Origin of the sequence: Schaedlerella arabinosiphila, assembly GCF_003885045.1 — a bacterium.
Lineage (GTDB): Bacteria > Bacillota > Clostridia > Lachnospirales > Lachnospiraceae > Schaedlerella > Schaedlerella arabinosiphila.
The window spans coordinates 355,831-375,424 of record NZ_RHJS01000002.1 but is presented as its reverse complement, the minus strand read 5'-3'; the positions used below and the strand labels follow the sequence as shown (position 1 = coordinate 375,424).

Sequence of the window (19,594 nt, the reverse complement as noted above, 5' to 3'; positions counted from 1 at the left end):
TTTTCTGAAAATTCTGTTATAATGTATCCATAGAAACCGATATTTTTTCCACCGCAGAAATCCCGCCGCCCGCGGTTTTTCTGCACACCAAGGTATCCCGATGCCATGCAGCCTGCTGCGCGGTACGGAAGTGAAAGGAGCCCTGTAATATGACAAAACGAATCATTACCATCAATCGGATGTATGGGAGCAATGGGAGAAAGATTGGAAAGGCACTGTCGGACGAGCTGGGAATCCATTACTATGACAAGGAACTCATCCGGATTGCAAGCGAAAAGGAAGGCATCCCATATGAAGAACTGCAGAAAGTAGACGAAAAGCGGGCCAGCCAGTGGCGTTATCCCCTGGACGAACCAATGCAGATGGCGCCCCAATACCGCTTTTATCCCATGAATGACGTACTCTACCAGGCCGAAAGCGAGATCATCCTCTCCCTTTCCGAACGTGAGGACTGTGTCATCATCGGGCGCTGTGCCGGACATATCCTGGAAAAACGGGCGTTGCGCGTGTTTATCCACGCCCCCTTCGACTTCCGGGTATCAACGGCTGCCGAACGGATGGATATTCCGGAACGGGACGCACGTGTTTATGTAAAGAAAATGGACAAAGAGCGGCGCAATTATTACGAGTATTTTACGGATGAAAAATGGCTGGACATCACTTCTTACGATCTGTGCATCGACAGCAGCCGATTTACGGAAACACAGGCTGTCCAGATCTTAAAGGCCGCCTATGAAGACCGCTACTGCCCTGAATCTGCTGCAGACGTCAGCTGATTGAACATACATACGGCCAAAGTAGCAGCACAAGCGTCCGCCTGCTTTTTCCGTATCCAAAAGCATTTCCAAAACCTGTATCCGGGATCTGCACGCTTCTGTAAAAGAGCCTGCCCGGTTCCGGATACAGGTTTTTTGTTCATTCGGTTCTCCGCGTAATCACCGGTCTGTCTGCACGCCTAATTCCATCTGCTTCCCATCCAGCGCCGCATACAGCAGAGTTCCCTTGGCGTCATAGACCAGCTTCAAGGAAAAGAACGGATGCCCTTCCTCCAAAAGCCTGAGGAAGATCTTATCCCCTTCCCAGATGTCCAGCTCCTGGATCTTTTTCTTTTCCACCCACTCCAGCTCTCCTTCATCACAGGGAATCGCGTCTCCCTCAAACCCTTCCGCCGTATAGAGGGACATGTACTCCGTCACGTCCTCCCCATAGAGAAACGTCACGATTCCCCTGTATTTCCAGGAAGTCAGCGTATATCCTGTCTCCTCCTTCACCTCACGGAGCAGACATTCCTCCGGGCTTTCCCCTTTTTCAAAATGTCCGCCCACACCGATCCATTTGTCCTTATTGATGTCATTCTTCTTCACCGTCCTGTGAAGCATCAAATATTGATCGTCTTTTTCGATATAACACAATGTACTCAAACTGACCATCATTCCCACCTCTTTTTTATCAGCAGTATATTTGTCCGCGCCTTACTGTCCGCGCTTCTCTCAATCCGGTTCCGAGGCCGCGCGTCTCTTATCTCAAAGAACCCTCTCCAGCACTTCCTCTACCTTCTTCACCGGTATGATCTCCAGCTTCTCCTTCACTTCCTCCGCCACATCGTCCAGATCGTCCACATTGTCCTCCGGTATAAATACCTTGGAGATCCCGGCCCGCTGCGCTGCCATCAGCTTTTCCGGCAGGCCGCCGATGGGCATCACCGTCCCCCGCAGGGACACCTCGCCTGTCATGGCGTATTCCGGGCTCACCGGCTTTTCGGTTACTAATGACGCCAGGGCCGTGGTCAGGGTGATCCCGGCTGAAGGTCCGTCCTTCGGAACCGCGCCTGATGGCACGTGGATATGCAGGTCATTGGTCTTGAATACCTCCGCCGCTTCGGGATATCTGGATTTTACAAGGCTGACCGCAATCTGGGCGGACTCCTTCATCACATCCCCGAGCTGTCCGGTGACCTTCACCTTTCCTTCCCCTTTGGTAAATAAGGTCTCTACGAAAAGGATCTCCCCACCTGCTGCCGTCCACGCAAGCCCGGTGACAATCCCCTGTTTCTTCTCCTCCAGCGCTTCCTCATGCCGGATGGGCTTCCGGTCCAAAAATTCCGGCAGCCTTTTGGGGCTCACCGTGATGCTCTTCTGCTCGCCCTTGACCAGCTTCACCGCCGCGTATCTGCACAGGCCGTCCAGCCGCTTTTTCAGTCCGCGAACGCCGGATTCCCTGGTATAATCACTGATGATGGCCTGGACAGCCTGATCCGTCACTTTCAGGTTCTGGGCCTTGATTCCCATTCCCTTCATGGCTTTGGGCAGCAGATGCTTCCTCGCGATCTGGAACTTCTCCACCGCCGTGTAGCCCGGGAACTGGATCACCTCCATCCGGTTCAGCAAAGGCTCCGGTATCGTGTCCGTGGTATTGGCCGTACATACAAACAGCACATCCGACAGGTCGTAAGGCACATTCATATAATGATCCGTAAAATTATTATTCTGCTCCGGGTCCAATACTTCCAGCAGCGCGCTTGCCGGATCGCCGCTGTAATCCCTGGACAGCTTATCCACCTCATCCAATACCATCACCGGATTGGAGGTCCCGCAGCGCTTCATCCCCTCCATGATCCTGCCCGGCATGGCACCCACGTAGGTTCTGCGGTGTCCCCGGATCTCCGCCTCGTCGCGCACGCCGCCCAAGCTGACCCGGACATACTTCCGGTGCAGTGCCTCTGCAATGCTCTGGCCGATACTCGTCTTTCCGGTTCCCGGCGCGCCTACAAACAGCAGGATCGAGCCGGACTGGCTCTGTTTGAGCGCCATCACCGCCATTTGCTGCACGATCCTCTGCTTCACCTTTTTCAGTCCGTAATGCTCGCGGTCCAGGATCTCCTCGGATTCCTTCAGATCCACATCCTCCGCGTCCATTTTTCTCCAAGACAGGCTGGTAACAAAGTCCAGATAGTCATAGAGCAGCCCGTACTCGTGGCTGTCCTTCCCTTCCTGCTTCATCCGGTTGAGAACCTTGTCGGCTTCCTTTCTCGCATCCTGGTTCATCCCGGAATCCTGGAGCTTTTGTTCAAACTTCCGGATATCGGAGACATTTTCCGGATGCATCTCGTCGAGCTGCCTCTGCAGAAAATCGATCTGCTTCTTGATGGCTTCTTCCCGATAGACCTTCTCATGCTTCTCCTGCTGCGCCGTCTCCGCTTCCTCGCTGACCCTGGCCATCTCGATAAATTCATAGATTGCTTTTTCGATCCGTTCCATACGCTCGGATACCGTATCTGATGCAAGGATCGCATATTTCTCATCGTCTGACAGTGTGAGATATCCGGACAGGGCAGATACCACCTCATTCATGGACTTCCAGTGCAGGACATAGCTGCGCGCCCAGATTCCCCACTGGAATCCCTGTATAAAATGAAGCAGCGTGGAGCGCATTTTCTCAAAACGCTCCTGGATCTCTTCGGACTCAATGTCCTCCTCCACTTTTCTGACTGACACCGACGCCTCAATGGCTTCCTCTGTCACCTGCAGATCCGATACCTCCACCCGCTCCCCGGTCTTGACGCTCACATTGCCGTCCCCGTCAATGGTCTCCAGCTCCCCGATCACACCGATCGGATAGAAATCTGACATGGTCATGTCCTTCCTGCTCTTATCCTCTTTCAGCATAAGAAACAGGAGCTGATCCCCCTTCTCGGCGCCCTGTGCCCCCAGATCCTTCAGTACGTCTTTCTTAAAATAATAGGTCACATCCGGCAAAATGATCATATCATATATAGGTATTGTAATCATAATCTCTCTCCTTCTGTCAGCACTCTGTATAGTAGAGTGCTAATCACTTGTAACCATACCACACTTCCCGGCATTTGTAAAGCACAGAGTCTCTCGAAAATAAAGGAGTGATTTGTACAGACATTTACAAATCACTCTTTCGTGCTCCCTTATATCTCAGCCCCTGTCCAGGCTCAGAATTTTATGAAGATTCACAGCAAAGGATATTACAGGTTTTCACTGTTTCCGCGCATGAATCTGTATTCTGCCACGGAACGGTCAAATCCTTTGATATGCCGGTACAGCCAGTCGATCACGTTGCGGTTCACCTGCTCTACAAATGCCGGAGTCGGCCCTTCCTCCTCCACAAGCATCTGGTGAAGCTCATCTACCACCTTTCTCAGCTTAGCATGCTCTTCTTTGTGCTCTTTTATCCCCGGATACTCCATTTCCTCCTGCAGCTTTTCCTCCGCCGTAAAATGAAAATCCGTATATTCCGCCAGATAGTCCAGCGTCTTGACCGCCGCCAGCTTGTCATTGCCGTCCTCGCAGCTGTCCAGCAATCCGTTGATCTTGCCGATCAGTTCTTTGTGCTGGGAATCGATCATCTCGTTTCCTGTAATCAATGTCTCGTCAAATTCTGCTCTCATCATATTTCTTCCTTTCTCATTTATATATTCAATTAGCAAATGCTATGCCAAATTCTTTTGCTTCTTGTTTACTTTCCGCAAGCTTAAGAACCATGCTGTTTTATTCAGCCATGTATTACATCGCTTATATTCTTCCATTCTTAAACCGCATGATCATCTCATTGGTCAGGCTGTCTCTGGATGGCGTGACCGGAATCTCCTCCCGTTCGAACCACTCCGCCAGCGCCAGCTCTTCCTCATCCAGCCGGATCTCATCCGCTCCGTCCAGATCACAGTAAAAGCCCATCAAAATGGTATCACTGAACGCCCACGGCTGGCTTTTATAGTAGCGGATATTCTTCACCTTCAGCCCCACCTCTTCCATGACCTCCCGTGCCACGGTCTCTTCCATCGTCTCCCCGATCTCCGTGTAGCCCGCAAGGAGCGCATATTTTTTATATGTCCGCCCCGCATATTTGGAAAGCAGAAGCCGGTTTCCGTCTGTCACGCCGATGATCACGGCAGGACAGATCCTGGGATATTCCATGGAACGGCATGTTTCACAATACAGCATCCGCTCTTTCCCGTCCGGCTTTGTGGGAGAACCGCACTGTCCGCAGTACCGGTGGGCCTGATACCAATGGTATAACTGATGACCCGTAATTCCGGCAAATGCCCTGTACTGCGGTTCGGCCTGTCGGAAAACAGTCAGATCCTCCAACTCAAAGTCAGACAGACAGTCCCATTTTGCTTCCGTGACCAGATAATACCGTTCTTCATCTACCTGGAACAGATAGGTATAAGCTTTGTAAATCTCCGTATTTTCTTTCTCCAGATCCGCGAATCTTGGAAAAATGATCTCTTCTCCCGCTCGTTTCATCAGACAGGCGCGTCCTTCATAGCACAAGGCTATACTGTCCCGGTCCGGCGGGACAGGACGGTATGCATTGTCCAGATGATGCGGAGCTATATCCTGTATCATGAGTTTTTTCCTCCGTGAAAAGAAGCCGCCACAGAATTATCCCATTCTCATAGCGGCCTGCATTTTATTTTTCACTTCATTACACTCACGGCAAAATCCATTTGCTGTGAACATTGCGCCAACATCAGCCTTCGGAAAGAGCGGACAGAATATCGTCTATACTTTTGCCTGACTCCTCCACTGCTTTAAAGAGAGCTTCCTTCTTCTCTTCCTTGATCTGCTTATCTATCTCTTTTCTCTTACGCTTCAGTTCTTTGATCTGTTCCTCACATGCAGCAATCTCATTATTCACTGCCTCAAGCTGTTCCTCTAATGTAAGATTTACCTGTTTTTTGCGTCCTCTCGCCATTTATGCAACCTCCTATATCATGTATTTTCGTAACCTCACACACACAAATTTATATGATGCTATTTATTGAAGCTACGCATTTCTTCTATTCTAACACTACTTTATAAAAAATACTATACATTTTTACTCTTTGTCCGCAAAAATATTTATTCAGAAATAAATCGTTACAGTTCACACGGCGTCGTGCACCCTGCCGCACGGCGTCCGGCCAATAAAGTAACATTTGCCATAATATCCAGCCCCTCGCCGAAGGCGACTAAAAATGGGCTGGATACTGTTACTGGAGCACCCAAAAGGTGTGAACAGTAACAATAAATCAACTGCCAATATACGAACGGCGCGGCGTCTGAGTATTTCTGATTTCAGATGCCGCGCCCTGTTTTTCCTGAAATTGCCTCTATGTATTCCGGCTATTCCAGCAAAGATTCACTTTATGCAAATGTAATCACTGTCCCTGTCTTCCCCTCCAATGCTTCCAGCGCATTGTCAAGGCTGGTGATAATCGCTTTTTTCTGTGGATTCTGACGTACAAACTTCATGCAGGCTTCCACCTTCGGGAGCATACTTCCCGGAGCGAATTGTCCCTCTTCCACATACTGCGCCGCTTCTTTCAGGCTCATGGTATCCAGATTTTTCTGATTCGGGCTGCCCCAGTTGACCGCGGCCTTTTCCACTTCTGTCAGAATCATCAGAATATCCGCTTCCACCTGCTCCGCAAGCAGCTCAGCTGCATGATCCTTATCAATGACGGCAGCCACCCCTTCCAGTGTCCCGTCCGGATTCTCGACTACCGGGATGCCGCCTCCTCCGCAGGAAACTACAATCGTAGATTTCCACAGATTTTTAATTGCCTCTATCTCTACGATCTTTCTGGGGATTGGAGACGCAACCACTCTGCGCCATCCCCGGCCCGCGTCCTCTTTCATCGTATATCCATTTTCCTTTTCCAGCTTCTTTGACTCTTCCTCCGTATAAAAGGGACCGATTGGTTTTGTAGGATTTTCAAAAGCCCTGTCGTCTCTGTCAACCACCATCTGCGTCGCGACTGTCACCACCGGACAATGCTTATTCCGAATACTGAGCGCGTATTTTAATGCCTGCTGGATATGATATCCGATATATCCCTGGCTCATGGCTCCGCACACATCAAACGGCATTGCAGGCGTCAGATCCTTCGCGGCCTCAGAGGCCAGAAGGATTCTCCCGACCTGAGGTCCGTTTCCATGGACAATACTCATCTCATATCCCTGGGCGCTGATCTCCGCCAGCCTTTCACAGGTCTGCCTGACTACTTCCAGCTGTCCTTCTGCCGTCGGCTTGCTGTCCTTGGACTGGAGCGCGTTCCCGCCCAGAGCAATTACAATTTTCGGCATATTTTCACCTCTTCCTATGAAAAGAACTCCTATTTAGATGCCCTTGGTACATTCTTCGTCGCGCAGTGCACTCCGCCGCCCCGGATATTCAGCGCGGTACTGACAAACGGCACGATCTTTCTGTCCGGGAACACCTCCTGCAGCACAGCCAGTGCCTGTTCGTCCCGTTTTTTAATGCTTTCCGGACGTCCTTCTTCCCAGTAATTCTGAGCGATCACGATATTGTTCAGGATCAAAAAGTTAATATAACTCAGGGCCGGCTGCATGATCATATCCCCTGTCGGCATCGGTGTCCCGTCATCCAGGAATTCATTTCCCTCTCCGTAACGGCAGGACCATGTATCATTGATCCAGTCTCCCGGTTTAGAATATACATAGAATGGCTCCGGAGCCGGCATACGCACGATCTTAAACGGATTTCCTTCCGCGTCTGTTGCATTTTTTAAAACTTCATAAGCGGCATCACAGCGCTCCTTCGTAATCCGGTGGGAGTTCAGGTTTGATGCCTCTTCTTCCGTAATTTCGGTAAGGAGGATCGTATTGGGCCCTACAAACCTTGCAAATTCATCCATGTGCCCGTTTGCGGAGGATGAGCGGTAAACCGGCTCTCCATCCACATAATCCAATACCCCTGAGGTGGTCAGCTCGTCGTCGAACACACCTTTCTCCAGCCAGAGCACTTTTTTCAAGTGGAACAATCTCTTCAGCTCTTCTTCTACCTCTTCGGTTGACATATGCGGATTACGCTTCGTCACCTCCGTATCACGCAATGCCATGAGCACACCGTTGCCGTTGAATTCCTTGTCTCCGCCTTCTGTAATCAGGGTGGAATTCACAAAATCCCGGCATCCGATTTCCAACGCAAGATGGGGCGCGAACTTTGCGCATAATGTAGAAGTAACACTGTCAATGGTACTCTGACCATACATGTTAAATCTCGGATTGGCAAGGAGGCGGTGGCCCTTATCGTCCACCAGGATATCCGGGCCGTAGTCCCTTGTCCAGTTGCTGCCGTCCGGATAGGTCGTGATCACAACCTTTTCAATCTCCACTTCTTCCTCTGCCAAAGCCTTCCTGCAGCTTTCCACTCGCTTCTGATCCGGACAGTTCACATAGACGGTCACACCCTCTGCCTGTTCCACAATAATCTTGATCAACTGTGCAAATGCTTTGTGCAGACTGTACCCTTTAATACATTCCGCCATTTCCGGCCATCCCAGGATCACGGCCTCCTGGGGTTCAAATTCCCCCGGTACGCGGAAATCTTCATAATCCAATCCTCTGTATTTTAAAATATCCATAAATGGTTCCTCCTTCTTAAGGTCTATCGCTTTGACTTCGCACAATTACAAGTTGCATACTATATATTATCTTTCTCCTAATACAGCTTTGATCACCGCTTTGATCGTATGCTTTCGGTTGCCTGCTTCCTGGAAAATATATTTTGCGTTCTGTTCAAAGACTTCATCTGTCACTTCCATTCCGCCCTTTAAAAATTCACGCAGTTCCGGATCCTCTATTACGGACAGCAGCTTTTGTCCGGATGCGTGATCCATATTGTGTGTGGACGGCAGCATATGGATGACAATACAATCCGGATTTTCCGAACGTTCCAGAAGCTCTCTGTTCACCTGGTAGGGACGGAAGCGTACAATCCCCGGAAGCCATGTCTCCACAGGGTCTGTAAAGAATCCCCAATTCTCTGTTGTGATCACATCCACGCCCTTGATCGCGTTGATATCATCCGTTTCAATAAATTTACATTCCGGGCTGTATTTCGCGAACAGTTCTTCTACAATTTTGCGCTTTCTCGCGTCCATCTTGGTGTCCCAGTTCGGAGATACTACTCCTTCGGGCACGAATTTGCGGAACGTAGCCTTTTCTGCCGCTGTCAGACCTTCCAGAGCCTCATCCATTCCCATATAAGAGGTAATATAGGTAAAGTTCATACCAAGCATAGCACACATTACGCCATATGAGAAGGAGTTCACCGCACCGCCCCGCCCGATAAAGCACAGTGTCTTACCCTTATAGTTCTCCCTTCCCCAAACCTCGTCCAGTATCATTGCGTCTGCCAGCATCTGGGTCGGATGCTGATGATCTGTGTATCCGTTGATAATCGGGATCGCACTGTCTTTTGCCATTTCAAGCAGCGTGCTGTGCTTAGCGCCCCGGTAGCCGATGGCACTGTACATCTCGCTGAATACACGCATGGAGTCTTTGATGGTCTCCGTATTCCCGAAATGCGAGTTTGAAAGAAATGTGGTTCCCATTCCCAGATCATTTGCGGAAGTCTCAAACGCGCAGCGGGTTCGTGTAGAATTCATTTCAAATAATAACAGAAAGTCCTCCCCGATATAGTCCTGATGTTTGATGTGTTCCTTACTTTCCTTTTTCAGCTGGATTGCAAGATCCAAAAGGTAACGGATCTCCTCCGGTGTAAAATCCTCCAATGCGAAAAAGTTTCTTCCTTTCAGTGAAATTGCCATTTTTGTTTTCTCCTTTATATATTGAATGCTTCTTACCACTTTGTTACCAATTTGAATACCTTAGTTTGTCTACACGACTCCTTCTCATATCTGCTTTAACCAATCAAGGTCAATCCCAACGCAAACGCGAGACACACCAGGAAGATCACAGCCAGTGGTTTCCATACCGCCTTGATCCAGGATGTATAATCAATCTTCGCATATTGAGTACATGTCATAACCGCGATCGACGTTGGTGTAAACATCTTGGCGATACCAAGCGCAAAGTTATAAATAATGATCATCACATACGGCGGTACCCCTGCAAATGTCCCCAGCGGAACCATGACCGATATGGTTGCCCCTGCAAGCCCTGTAGAGCTGGGAAGGAAGCATGCAAAGATCAGATAAATCACAAATGCCAGAATTACGAATATCACAACCGGCAGGGATCCCAGCGTCACCTCCGTAGCATGCAGGATGGTGGATGTAATATTCCCGGATGTCATGATCACCTGGATACCGCGTGCCATGGGAACAATCAGGGCCGTTGATACAAGCTCTGCCGCGCCCTTGATTATGATATTGATAATCTTATCCAGGTCATACCCTGCCATAAATCCCGCAATCAGGCACATCACAAGCATCAGTGCTGTCAGCTCCGTAAAATACCAGTCTCCGAATGCCACCACGCTGCTTCCGATGACGGTGCTGATGACCGGTGTCGTATTCACCCATTCCGCAATTGACGCAAAGATTGTAAAATGCTCATTAATGGATGTCCATGGGAACAATGCCAGAAGCATGATCACGAAGGTCAGGACAAACACGATCACAAGCCCCTTCATATGCTTCACATCACTTGCCGTATCACCCGCCTCTTCGGAATTGGAAAATTCCTTCAGGTCCTGATCCCGCCGATAGAACTGCACGGATTTTTCCGGATGAGACTGCACCGTCTTCGCGTACCAGCTGATCAGCACGGAAACAACTGCCGACAGCACGAAGAACAGAATCAGTCTTGGGATAATACCGTCTCCAAAGGAAATCCCCGCAATATCCGAAGCAATCCCTGTGGAAAACGGATTGATCGCTGATGCGGCACATCCGATCTGCGTACCGAATACGGAAATCATCACGACCGTAATCGTATCCATCCCCATCGCCAGGAAAATCGGCAGGAACAGAGATACATAAATGGCACATTCTTCATATGCCCCCTGTGACGTACCAAGGAATGACAGAATAAATACAAGGATCGTTATCAGTATATAAGGTTTTTTCTGAAATTTTTTTGCCACGGATGTCAGCGCAAATCCGATGACACCTGTCTCTTCCATCATCTTCAGGAAGCTCCCGAAAAGCATGATGTAAAGGGAAATGGAAATTGCCCCGCTCACCGCACCATTTCCGACCATACCTACGATCGGCGCAGTGATCACGTCCCAAAGCCCCTGCGGATTGGCCGGAAGTTCTTTATAAGTCCCGGCAATCGCATATCCGGCCTCATCCAATTCATATTCCCCTCCCGGAATGAACCAGGTCAGAATTGCCATGAATGCAATTACAACAAATATAACTACATAGGAATTCAGACCCTTCTTTTCTTTTTTCTTTTTTTGAGTTTCTCCCATTGTTGACTCACCTTCCTTTTCATTTGTCTGTATTTTCTGTTTTTTCCTTGTGTATTTTATTTTAGTAAAAATATTTTCCGAAATATATTGTCTGAACCCACAAAGTCAGTTCAAAAGATTTGTATGAATCACCAAGCCAAAAATGCCCTGCTATCAGCTTTTCTGCCTCCTGATGATAAAAACGTAATCTTCAAAACAGCATGTTCCAAACAGACGTGAAAAAAGAGACTGTCAGCAGGCAGCCCCTTCATTCTTTAAAATACACCAAATAAATTTGTCAGCAACACGATCACCGGCAGCGCGATCAACGTCTTTTCTATAAATATAAAACACAGATCTTTCAGCTTGACCGGAACCTTCGAGGAAATCATAATCGATCCGATCTCCGTAATATATACGATCTGAACCAATGACAGTGCCCCCAGTATAAACCTGGTTTTCACCGACTCCACTCCTGCAAGCAGTACAGACGGCAAAAACATGTCAATAAATCCAATGATTGCCGCAGGCGCCACCGCAAATGCATCCTCAATCCCAAATAACCGCAGATAATATCCGAACGGAACGGAAAGCCATTTAAAAATGGGTGTATATGCCTCCACCATACATGCGATCGTACCAAAAGCCATTACGATCGGAGCCGTCTGGAATACGATCCCCATAAAGGTATCCAGCCCGCTAAGCAGGATCTGCTTCATCCCCGGCCCCTTGGCCGCCTTTTCCACAGCCAGCTTTAATGCCCACTGGTGCATGGTATACCCTTCAATTTCCTCCTCCTTGACCTGTTTTCCTACATCTGGACAGAACTCGTCCGGATACAGACGTAACGGCGGAATCCGGATCATGATCGCCGCACTTACGAATCCGGTAATCGTTACGATCAGATAAAAGGGAATGAACAAATGATCCACACCGATCATTGCGGCGATCACCAGGCTGAACGGAAGCGACACTGCAGAAAAACAACATGCGATCACAATGGCTTCTCTCGCCGTATAATATCCCCGCTCATACTGCTTGATGGTAAGCACCGCCCCCACCGTATTGCTTCCCAGCCAGGATGCCAGCAGATCTACCGCCGCCCTTCCCGGCAGATGGAATACCGGTCTGGTCACTCTGCGCAGCAGCGTACCGACATAATCCATAATCCCGAAATCCATCAGCAGCGGAATCAAAAAAGCCGCTGCCATAAACCACACGGTAATCGTCTTCAGCAATCCCAGCATGGTTCCACCAGTATCCGGAGAAACCACAGCTTCAAAACCGATTCCAAAATACACCATCACCGCAAATACCATTCCCAGAAGACGGCAGATATAATAGAAGGTACTGCATGAAAAAAGTGCGTTCAGGCGTTCACTTTTTATGATCCATTCCGGTTTCAAAAATCTTCTGATCGTAGAAAGCACTGCTGAAAGAACAATTGCAATTGTCACCACAGCTGAAATCACCGGTGCAAGCAATACCTGCAGTGCATCCGTAATAATTCCGATCAATATGGTCATATTTCCATGCCATTTGATCGGCAGCAGAAAAATGACTGTCCCCAAAACCGACGGAATTATAAACCTGCATAATTCCCGCGGAGTGTAGTTTCTTTTGCCTTTACTCTCCATATTCTTTTCTCCTTGTGTATCCACTTCATTTCCGCGCCGGCTCCCCGTTCAACGTTTGATTTTTGTTATAGTATAAGGTTTGATATTGGTTATTTCCATTGTGTATATCTACAAAATTTTCATGCTTTTTTCATGTCTGGCACCAATTTACATTTCCTGTTTCCTGTGTTTAAATTTACCATAATCATCTTTGCATATTCAGGAAACAATGATATAATCAGCAGATAAGGTGGTGGCTAAATGGAAGAAAATCTATTAAATTACACATTTCATAATGATTTTAAGGAGGTTTCCATCCGAGATCTACTCAATACAAAACCGATGGTTTCCTGCGATATGATCATAACTGAGGAGGGATTGGAGCACATTATAAAAAGCGCAACCGTCATGGACGTGGAGGATATAGAGAATTGGCTGCATGAAGGCGATATTCTGATTGTAAGCCGTTTCATGCGTACTTGTCTCACTGAGAGCTTTATCAATACTCTGTACCGGAAAAAAATTTCCGGCGTGATCACGCACAAGCTGTATGAAAAGTATATCACTGAGGAACAAAAAGAATTGTTGATCAAATATCACATTCCTCTTATATTTATCGAAGATCACGTTCCATGGAGCAGTATGATCGTTCTGATCCAGAATCTGATCATCAATAATCAAACACAGTACCTTGTAGAAAACCAGAATTTTCAGAATTCTATTATCAACTATCTGTCCAATAATTACCTGCTGAACAGCCTTTGCGAAATTGTGCATAACCTGACAAAAATCACGATCGCGCTTGCAGACTATAATCTTCGGATTCAGGACAGCTCTAATGACAACGACTGGAATTCGGAGCTTCGGAATCTGAGAGTCAGTACTCTTTTACAGCGCATTCCTGTCGGGGAGAATTTCAACGGCATTGCCATGAACGGATATAAATACCATGACAATTCTGTCAATGAACAAGATCAGTATTTTATCATCCCTTCCCATATTTCAAAATTTACTTCTGCATTTTATATTATTGTAAAATACCGTTCATCTGCCGAGACGCTTCCTCCTGAACTGATCTGCCGACTGGAAACAATCATGTCCATATATTCTCTGAAAATCAGTATTACGGCAGAATTTGAGAAATCAAACTATTACTTCAAAAGTGTTGTTTTTGAAAGTCTCCTTGACCTGCCGCACGAAGACCATGCCCGCAAAAAGCAGATCAGCCTGAGTCTGAATACAGAATTGAGCAACAGCTATTATCTGCTCTTGATCAACAGCCGCAAAGACTTAAATCTCTTTAATAACGTGGAGCTATTGACCGGATTTATCAATCATTTGAAGCATATCAGGCTCTACAATAATAAATTTCTTGTGTTTTTATATAAAGAACAATGGGTGATTCTGATTGATGATAAAGTACGTTCCATAAAAGATGTGGGCATGCAGCTCTATGATGCCCTGTCCACTTATTTTAATTCCTCCCACTTTATTATGGGGATCAGTGACCTCCATCGCTACTGGGATCTGCGGAGGGCATATAATGAAGCCGTATTTACTTTGAATTATGTCAGAAACAGGCAGGACAGCGTTTCTCTGCTTATATATGGAGATCTGGGGATCATCAAGCTGTTTACGGACAGCAACGGCAACATCAACGATGCCTACCTGGACGAGTTGTACCAATTATACTTGAGACCGATCCTTGAATATGACAGGAAGCATTCCTCCAACCTCTATTTTACCCTGGAATCTTTTTTTTCGAATGAGCTTTCCTATAAGCTGACCAGCGAAAAGCTATTCATTCATGTCAATACGCTGCATGCGCGAATTTCGAAAATCGAGCACCTGATCCACGTCAGTTTTTCCAATCTGGACAGTATCATAGGACTCCGGCTCACGATTCTTCTGAACCAGTTCGATTATTTTTCGCATTATAAAAGCTGCCCCACCTGACTTCGCCGAATCTCAGGTGGGGCAGCCTCGCATACCGAAGCCTTCACAGATCCCCGGCCATATCTCATTTTGCTGCGGTTCACCGTCCAGCCGGCGAACTGCAGCCTTATTTTTTCTTTCCGCTATGGAACAGCGTACACAGCATCACCAGGATGCTTCCCGCTCCCAGGAAAAAGTCGCCCAGGTTGAAAGTCAGCCTTGTGAGCTTCTCCCATCTGGTCTGGAATCCCACATAGTCGATCACATACCCGCGGAGCCACCGGTCAAATGTATTGCTCCATGCCCCTGCAGTCATCAGCGACAGGCCGATCTTCCTGACACGGTGCTTCTTCCGCATCAGGGTAAAAAGCTGGTAAATGGTCAGGAGCACCGCCGCATATGCCGAAGCGTACTTTACAACCTCCGGCTTCTTCTCCAGCAGGTTCATGCAGAACCCGCGGTTGTAGACCTTACGCAGTATGATCTTTCCCTGGCAGGCCGTCCGCTCCTCCTTCCGGGTCAAATATCCTTCTATAACGGACTTGGCCGCAATATCCAGAAGCGCAAGGCATGCTGTCATACTGATCAATAACAATATTCCCATAACCATCCCCCTTTGATAGTCTATGCCCCGGCGGATATCCTACTCGGTCTTTGCTTCTTCCGCAGCTTCTTCCACTTTCTCGGCTGCCGCTTCCACAGCTTCTTCGGTCTTCTCAGCTACGGTCTCTACTGCGTCCTCCACAGCCTCGGCAGCTTCCTCAACCTTTTCTTCCGCAGCTTCCGCAAACTCCTGCGCTGCTTCCTCAACGATCTCCGGCATCTTATGTCCGCAGAACGGGCAGTATGCCATGCCTTTTCCAACGGTCTTGCCGCAGTCCTCGCACTGGGAATCTCCCTTTACATCCGAGATCTTCTGCAGGCACTCCGCAATGCTTTCTTCCCTGCTCTGGATCGCCTCGCACAGTCCCGCAGCTTCCTCTCCAACCTCTGTTCCGGCCTTGAACTGGTCATAAACCGCAAGCCCCAGCTCTGCCAGGTCGCTGTCATTCTCCCTTTCCAGCGTGCGGATCTGGCTTTTCAGCTTCTGGATCTCCATAGCCTCTCCGGCCTTGTTCGTCATGCTCTCAGCAGTTTCTCCCAGACGTTTTCCTAAATCCTCTAAAAAATTTCTCATATAGATACAGCCCCTTTCATTGATGTGTAATTAAATTCGCAACCATCAAGCCGTACAGCTTTCCCAGTCACTTTTACTGAAATCATTATACCCCATTCTCTGCCAACTTCAAAGAGTTTCTTTCTTATTTTATACTTTCATAATAAATTTTTAACTATTCGCTGCCGCAGTCCCGCAAAAGGGCGGGCGTGTCTCCTGTCTGCTGTTCTGAACGGCCCCTTTTTATCATATAGTGAAATAAAAAAGAAAGAACCCACAATCTATGATTGATCAGGAAACATGCAAAAATTCCATCCTTTCCGATGATTACCGTGATTTTATCGTAAATGACAATTCCTCCCTGATCTCACGGATCAGAGAAGAAGATTTCTGCACCCAGGACGTCGAAATGGGCTATCGCTGCATCTACGTCCCCAACGAGCAGGCAGATCCCCTCACCTCGGAAATGCTGTACTATACGGCCATTCCCAAATGCTATACGCATATCAGCACCGATTCCCTGAACCAGGCGGGCATCCTGCCCCTACACAGCTACCCTACCCTGCACCTGATGGGGAAAGGCATACTGATCGGCTTTTTGGACAGCGGCATCGACTACATGAACCCGGTATTCCGAAACCTGGACGGCACCACAAGGATCGCAGCCATTTGGGATCAGACCATTCAGGACGGAACACCGCCGGAAGGGTTTGCCTACGGCTCCGAATATACCGAAGAAATGATCAACGAAGCGCTCCAAAGCGCCTCCCCCCTGGGCGTCGTCCCTTCCGTGGATGATTCCGGGCACGGCACCTTTACCGCAAGCCTGGCCGCCGGAAGCGGAAATCCCGATGAAAACTTTTTGGGGGCAGCCCCGGAGTGCACCCTTGCCGTCGTAAAGCTAAAGCAGGCCAAGCAGTATCTGCGTGATTATTATTTTATCCCGGAGGGCGTCCCCTGCCACCAGGAGACCGACATCATACTTGCGCTGCGCTACCTGGACCTTCTGGCCCAGAAGCTGAAACTCCCGCTGGTATTCTGCTTTGCCCTGGGCACCAACGCGGGCGGCCATGTGGGCGCGCTTCCCTGTCCGCTCATCCTCAATTCCTACGGCTCCTCCATCAATCGGATTCCGGTCCTCGGCTGCGGCAACGAGGCAGACAAACGCCATCACTATTACTATGAAATCCCGGATGTCTACACAAATCATACTGCGGAAATCCGTGTAGGAGAGGGGGTCACAGGCTTCACCATGGAACTCTGGACTTCCATCCCGAACGTCCTTTCCGTCTCCCTGACCTCCCCATCCGGTGAAAGTACTTCCCGGCTGTCCGTCCGTACCAATGTCCGCACATCGTTTCAATTTCTGCTGGAGCCAACCCGGGTGAGCATTGATTACCGGATCACGGCGGAGCTGGAAAGCTCGGAGCTGATTTTCTTCCGTTTTTCCGACCCTTCCCCCGGCATCTGGCGGCTCAATATCGAACCGGTCCGGATCTTCAACGGGCAGTTCCATATCTGGCTTCCGATGAGTGAATTTTTGAGTGGGGAAGTCTATTTTTTAAATTCCAGCCCTTACTATACCATCACCAATCCTGCCAACGGCGCCAGCACCATCAACACTGCCTTCTATGACGGCAGTACCAATGCGGTTGCTTTAAGCTCCGGCAGGGGCTACAGCCGGAATGACGTCATCAATCCCACCATCGCGGCCCCCGGCGTTGACGTCCTAGGCGCCCTTCCCGGCGGGCGCTACGCCATGCGCTCGGGTTCCAGCGCCGCCGCGGCGATCAACGCCGGAGCCGTAGCCCTCCTTCTGGAATGGATTCTGATCAAGATGGGCAATACCTCTGTGGATTCCTACCAGATCAAAAGTATTCTCATGATCGGCGCCCAGCGTCCCCCGGGGATGCAGTTCCCCAACCGGGACTGGGGATACGGCCTGTTAGATCTGTACAACGCCCTGAACGAGATACGGGAACTCTGATGCGGGAATCCTCCCCGCTGCCTGCATAAGGCAGCATACAAAAAAAACTGCCGATAGCCTTGCATACGGCGGCACAAAAAGGGGGCTGTTTAAAAACAGCCCCTGCAGATCTATTGTAATGCTGCCTGTTCCGGACTCACACCGTCTGGTTCAGCAGCGGCACGCTCTGGCTCCTGAGCTGGATCACAGGCCCGCCCGTACCTTCGATATATTCCCTCGTAATCGTCACCTGGCCGATATTGTCGTCCTTTGGAATCTCATACATGATATCCAGCATAAATTCTTCGATGATCGCCCGCAGTGCCCTGGCCCCGGTGTCCTTTTCCATGGCCTTTTCCGCAATGGCCTCCAGCGCGCCCTCGTCAAAGTCCAGGCTCACCTCGTCCAGCGCCAGCAGCTTCTGGTACTGCTTTAAGATGGCGTTTCTCGGTTCCTTTAAGATCTTGACAAGCATATCCTTATCCAGTCCCCGCAGCGTAAAGATGATCGGAAGGCGCCCGATAAACTCCGGGATCATGCCGAACTTGCGCAGGTCTTCTACCGTCACCTTGGACAAAAGCTCCCGGTCCTTCTCATATGTATCCTTTAACTCCGCGTTGAATCCCATGGATGTCTTTTTGGAAAGCCGCTCCTTGATGATGATATCCAGATCCGGAAATGCCCCGCCGCAGATAAAAAGGATGTTCTTCGTATTCACCGTCGTCAGAGGAACCATGGCGTTTTTACTGTTGGCGCCCACCGGCACCTCCACCTCGCTGCCCTCTAAGAGCTTGAGCATCCCCTGCTGCACAGACTCGCCGCTCACATCCCGCTGGCTGGAATTTCTCTTCTTTGCGATCTTGTCGATCTCGTCGATAAATATGATGCCCTGCTCCGCCCGTTCCACGTCGTTATCCGCCGCCGCAAGCAGCTTGGAAACCACACTCTCAATGTCGTCTCCGATATATCCCGCCTCTGTCAGAGATGTTGCGTCCGTGATGGCAAGGGGCACATCCAGAAGCTTTGCCAGCGTCTTCACCAGATAGGTCTTCCCGCTTCCGGTGGGGCCGATCATCAGCATATTGGACTTCTCGATCTCGATGTCGTCCAGCGTCCCGGACGCCACCCGCTTATAGTGGTTGTAGACCGCAACGGACATGGCCTTTTTGGCATGCTCCTGGCCCACCACATACTCGTCCAGACGGGCCTTGATCTTGTGCGGCACCGGCATATCCCTGATATTGAGCTTCTTCACCGGCTTTTCCTTTGCTTCCTTTTTCTTCTTGATCTTCTGCCGCTTGGGAATCGCGTTTTCCAAATCCGACAGATTCAAAAACTGTATCCCCGGAATGCTGTTCATCAGCTTCGAAAAATCCAGGGAACCATTGGTCATCGAGTCAAAGCTTCTCTGCATGCAGCTCTGGCATATCGTAATATGATTCGGCATCTCGATCATCTTCCCGGCAATGCTCTCCGGGCGGTGGCACATAAAGCAGACCTTCTCGTACTCATCGTCCTGCTTATCCTTTTCGCTCTCCGATACCGCCACGTCTTTTTTCTCTTCCGCAGAAGCAGATTCTTCATGCTCCTCGGAATCTACTATGATAAAATCATTCCCCGACATCCTTCGTCCTCCAGATTATTATTTCCGCGGTTTTCCCACCCGCTTTTTCATTATAGTCGAAAACCGCCGCAGTTTCAAATTAACTTTTTCTAAACGCTGCCCCTTTGCTGCAAACA

16 protein-coding genes are annotated in these 19,594 nt (G+C 49.1%); 3 read left to right on the top strand and 13 right to left on the bottom strand.

Annotated elements, in window-relative coordinates; genetic code table 11:
* Window positions 1–149: 149 nt before the first annotated feature.
* Window positions 150–776, top strand: coding sequence for a cytidylate kinase-like family protein (locus EBB54_RS02360; protein ID WP_125126185.1), 627 nt, complete (start codon window positions 150–152; stop codon window positions 774–776).
* Window positions 777–935: 159 nt separating this feature from the next.
* Here EBB54_RS02360 and EBB54_RS02355 read toward each other — a convergent pair whose 3' ends face one another.
* The 10 genes from EBB54_RS02355 to EBB54_RS02310 all read right to left on the bottom strand — a co-directional run bounded on the left by EBB54_RS02355 (window position 936) and on the right by EBB54_RS02310 (window position 12,818).
* Window positions 936–1,430: an NUDIX hydrolase gene (locus tag EBB54_RS02355; protein WP_125130560.1), complete on the bottom strand. Its 495-nt coding sequence runs from the start codon at window positions 1,428–1,430 to the stop codon at window positions 936–938.
* A 93-nt stretch (window positions 1,431–1,523) separates the two neighbouring features.
* Window positions 1,524–3,788, bottom strand: a complete 2,265-nt coding sequence (gene lon / locus EBB54_RS02350) for an endopeptidase La (RefSeq protein ID WP_125126184.1) — start codon at window positions 3,786–3,788, stop codon at window positions 1,524–1,526.
* 206 nt (window positions 3,789–3,994) lie between these two features.
* Complete coding sequence (locus EBB54_RS02345) at window positions 3,995–4,417, bottom strand: bacteriohemerythrin (RefSeq protein ID WP_044991176.1); 423 nt, start codon at window positions 4,415–4,417, stop codon at window positions 3,995–3,997.
* A gap of 124 nt (window positions 4,418–4,541) precedes the next feature.
* Window positions 4,542–5,378, bottom strand: coding sequence for an NAD(+) diphosphatase (nudC, locus tag EBB54_RS02340; RefSeq protein WP_004082777.1), 837 nt, complete (start codon window positions 5,376–5,378; stop codon window positions 4,542–4,544).
* Between the two features lie 124 nt (window positions 5,379–5,502).
* Entirely contained in the window at window positions 5,503–5,727 is a 225-nt protein-coding gene (locus EBB54_RS02335; protein ID WP_004082780.1) for a hypothetical protein, read from the bottom strand.
* Window positions 5,728–6,158: 431 nt separating this feature from the next.
* On the bottom strand, window positions 6,159–7,100 hold the full coding sequence (arcC, locus tag EBB54_RS02330; RefSeq protein WP_125126183.1) for a carbamate kinase: 942 nt from the start codon (window positions 7,098–7,100) through the stop codon (window positions 6,159–6,161).
* Between the two features lie 29 nt (window positions 7,101–7,129).
* On the bottom strand, window positions 7,130–8,401 hold the full coding sequence (locus EBB54_RS02325) for an agmatine deiminase family protein (protein WP_125126182.1): 1,272 nt from the start codon (window positions 8,399–8,401) through the stop codon (window positions 7,130–7,132).
* Window positions 8,402–8,467: 66 nt separating this feature from the next.
* Window positions 8,468–9,589: a Rossmann-fold NAD(P)-binding domain-containing protein gene (locus tag EBB54_RS02320; RefSeq protein ID WP_125126181.1), complete on the bottom strand. Its 1,122-nt coding sequence runs from the start codon at window positions 9,587–9,589 to the stop codon at window positions 8,468–8,470.
* A 95-nt stretch (window positions 9,590–9,684) separates the two neighbouring features.
* Window positions 9,685–11,202, bottom strand: coding sequence for a YfcC family protein (locus EBB54_RS02315; RefSeq protein WP_125126180.1), 1,518 nt, complete (start codon window positions 11,200–11,202; stop codon window positions 9,685–9,687).
* 254 nt (window positions 11,203–11,456) lie between these two features.
* The gene (locus EBB54_RS02310; RefSeq protein WP_125126179.1) at window positions 11,457–12,818 is read right to left on the bottom strand and encodes a YjiH family protein; all 1,362 of its coding nucleotides are present in this window, start codon (window positions 12,816–12,818) and stop codon (window positions 11,457–11,459) included.
* A gap of 240 nt (window positions 12,819–13,058) precedes the next feature.
* Between EBB54_RS02310 and EBB54_RS02305 the strand changes: the two genes are divergently transcribed.
* The gene (locus tag EBB54_RS02305) at window positions 13,059–14,753 is read left to right on the top strand and encodes a helix-turn-helix domain-containing protein (RefSeq protein ID WP_125126178.1); all 1,695 of its coding nucleotides are present in this window, start codon (window positions 13,059–13,061) and stop codon (window positions 14,751–14,753) included.
* Window positions 14,754–14,859: 106 nt separating this feature from the next.
* On the opposite strand, the gene EBB54_RS02300 is transcribed toward EBB54_RS02305, so the two are convergent.
* Window positions 14,860–15,336 carry a signal peptidase II gene (locus EBB54_RS02300; protein WP_004082795.1) on the bottom strand — a complete coding sequence of 159 codons (477 nt, stop codon included), beginning with the start codon at window positions 15,334–15,336 and terminating at the stop codon, window positions 14,860–14,862.
* A gap of 39 nt (window positions 15,337–15,375) precedes the next feature.
* On the bottom strand, window positions 15,376–15,909 hold the full coding sequence (locus tag EBB54_RS02295; RefSeq protein WP_004082797.1) for a hypothetical protein: 534 nt from the start codon (window positions 15,907–15,909) through the stop codon (window positions 15,376–15,378).
* Window positions 15,910–16,171: 262 nt separating this feature from the next.
* On the opposite strand from EBB54_RS02295, the gene EBB54_RS02290 reads away from it, so the two are divergent.
* Window positions 16,172–17,875 carry a S8 family peptidase gene (locus EBB54_RS02290; RefSeq protein WP_125126177.1) on the top strand — a complete coding sequence of 568 codons (1,704 nt, stop codon included), beginning with the start codon at window positions 16,172–16,174 and terminating at the stop codon, window positions 17,873–17,875.
* 136 nt (window positions 17,876–18,011) lie between these two features.
* Here EBB54_RS02290 and clpX read toward each other — a convergent pair whose 3' ends face one another.
* A complete protein-coding gene (gene clpX, locus EBB54_RS02285) occupies window positions 18,012–19,478 on the bottom strand; it encodes an ATP-dependent Clp protease ATP-binding subunit ClpX (protein WP_125126176.1) in 1,467 nt (488 codons plus the stop codon).
* Window positions 19,479–19,594: the final 116 nt, after the last annotated feature.

Bases quoted from the DNA above. Each gene is read 5' to 3' on its own strand.
- clpX (WP_125126176.1), bottom strand. From the start codon at position 19,478: ATGTCGGGGAATGATTTTATCATAGTAGATTCCGAGGAGCATGAAGAA.
- EBB54_RS02360 (WP_125126185.1), top strand. From the start codon at position 150: ATGACAAAACGAATCATTACCATCAATCGGATGTATGGGAGCAATGGG.
- lon (WP_125126184.1), bottom strand. From the start codon at position 3,788: ATGATTACAATACCTATATATGATATGATCATTTTGCCGGATGTGACC.
- EBB54_RS02335 (WP_004082780.1), bottom strand. From the start codon at position 5,727: ATGGCGAGAGGACGCAAAAAACAGGTAAATCTTACATTAGAGGAACAG.
- EBB54_RS02300 (WP_004082795.1), bottom strand. From the start codon at position 15,336: ATGGGAATATTGTTATTGATCAGTATGACAGCATGCCTTGCGCTTCTG.
- EBB54_RS02315 (WP_125126180.1), bottom strand. From the start codon at position 11,202: ATGGGAGAAACTCAAAAAAAGAAAAAAGAAAAGAAGGGTCTGAATTCC.
- EBB54_RS02305 (WP_125126178.1), top strand. From the start codon at position 13,059: ATGGAAGAAAATCTATTAAATTACACATTTCATAATGATTTTAAGGAG.
- nudC (WP_004082777.1), bottom strand. From the start codon at position 5,378: ATGATACAGGATATAGCTCCGCATCATCTGGACAATGCATACCGTCCT.
- arcC (WP_125126183.1), bottom strand. From the start codon at position 7,100: ATGCCGAAAATTGTAATTGCTCTGGGCGGGAACGCGCTCCAGTCCAAG.
- EBB54_RS02355 (WP_125130560.1), bottom strand. From the start codon at position 1,430: ATGGTCAGTTTGAGTACATTGTGTTATATCGAAAAAGACGATCAATAT.
- EBB54_RS02290 (WP_125126177.1), top strand. From the start codon at position 16,172: ATGATTGATCAGGAAACATGCAAAAATTCCATCCTTTCCGATGATTAC.
- EBB54_RS02325 (WP_125126182.1), bottom strand. From the start codon at position 8,401: ATGGATATTTTAAAATACAGAGGATTGGATTATGAAGATTTCCGCGTA.
- EBB54_RS02310 (WP_125126179.1), bottom strand. From the start codon at position 12,818: ATGGAGAGTAAAGGCAAAAGAAACTACACTCCGCGGGAATTATGCAGG.
- EBB54_RS02345 (WP_044991176.1), bottom strand. From the start codon at position 4,417: ATGAGAGCAGAATTTGACGAGACATTGATTACAGGAAACGAGATGATC.
- EBB54_RS02320 (WP_125126181.1), bottom strand. From the start codon at position 9,589: ATGGCAATTTCACTGAAAGGAAGAAACTTTTTCGCATTGGAGGATTTT.
- EBB54_RS02295 (WP_004082797.1), bottom strand. From the start codon at position 15,909: ATGAGAAATTTTTTAGAGGATTTAGGAAAACGTCTGGGAGAAACTGCT.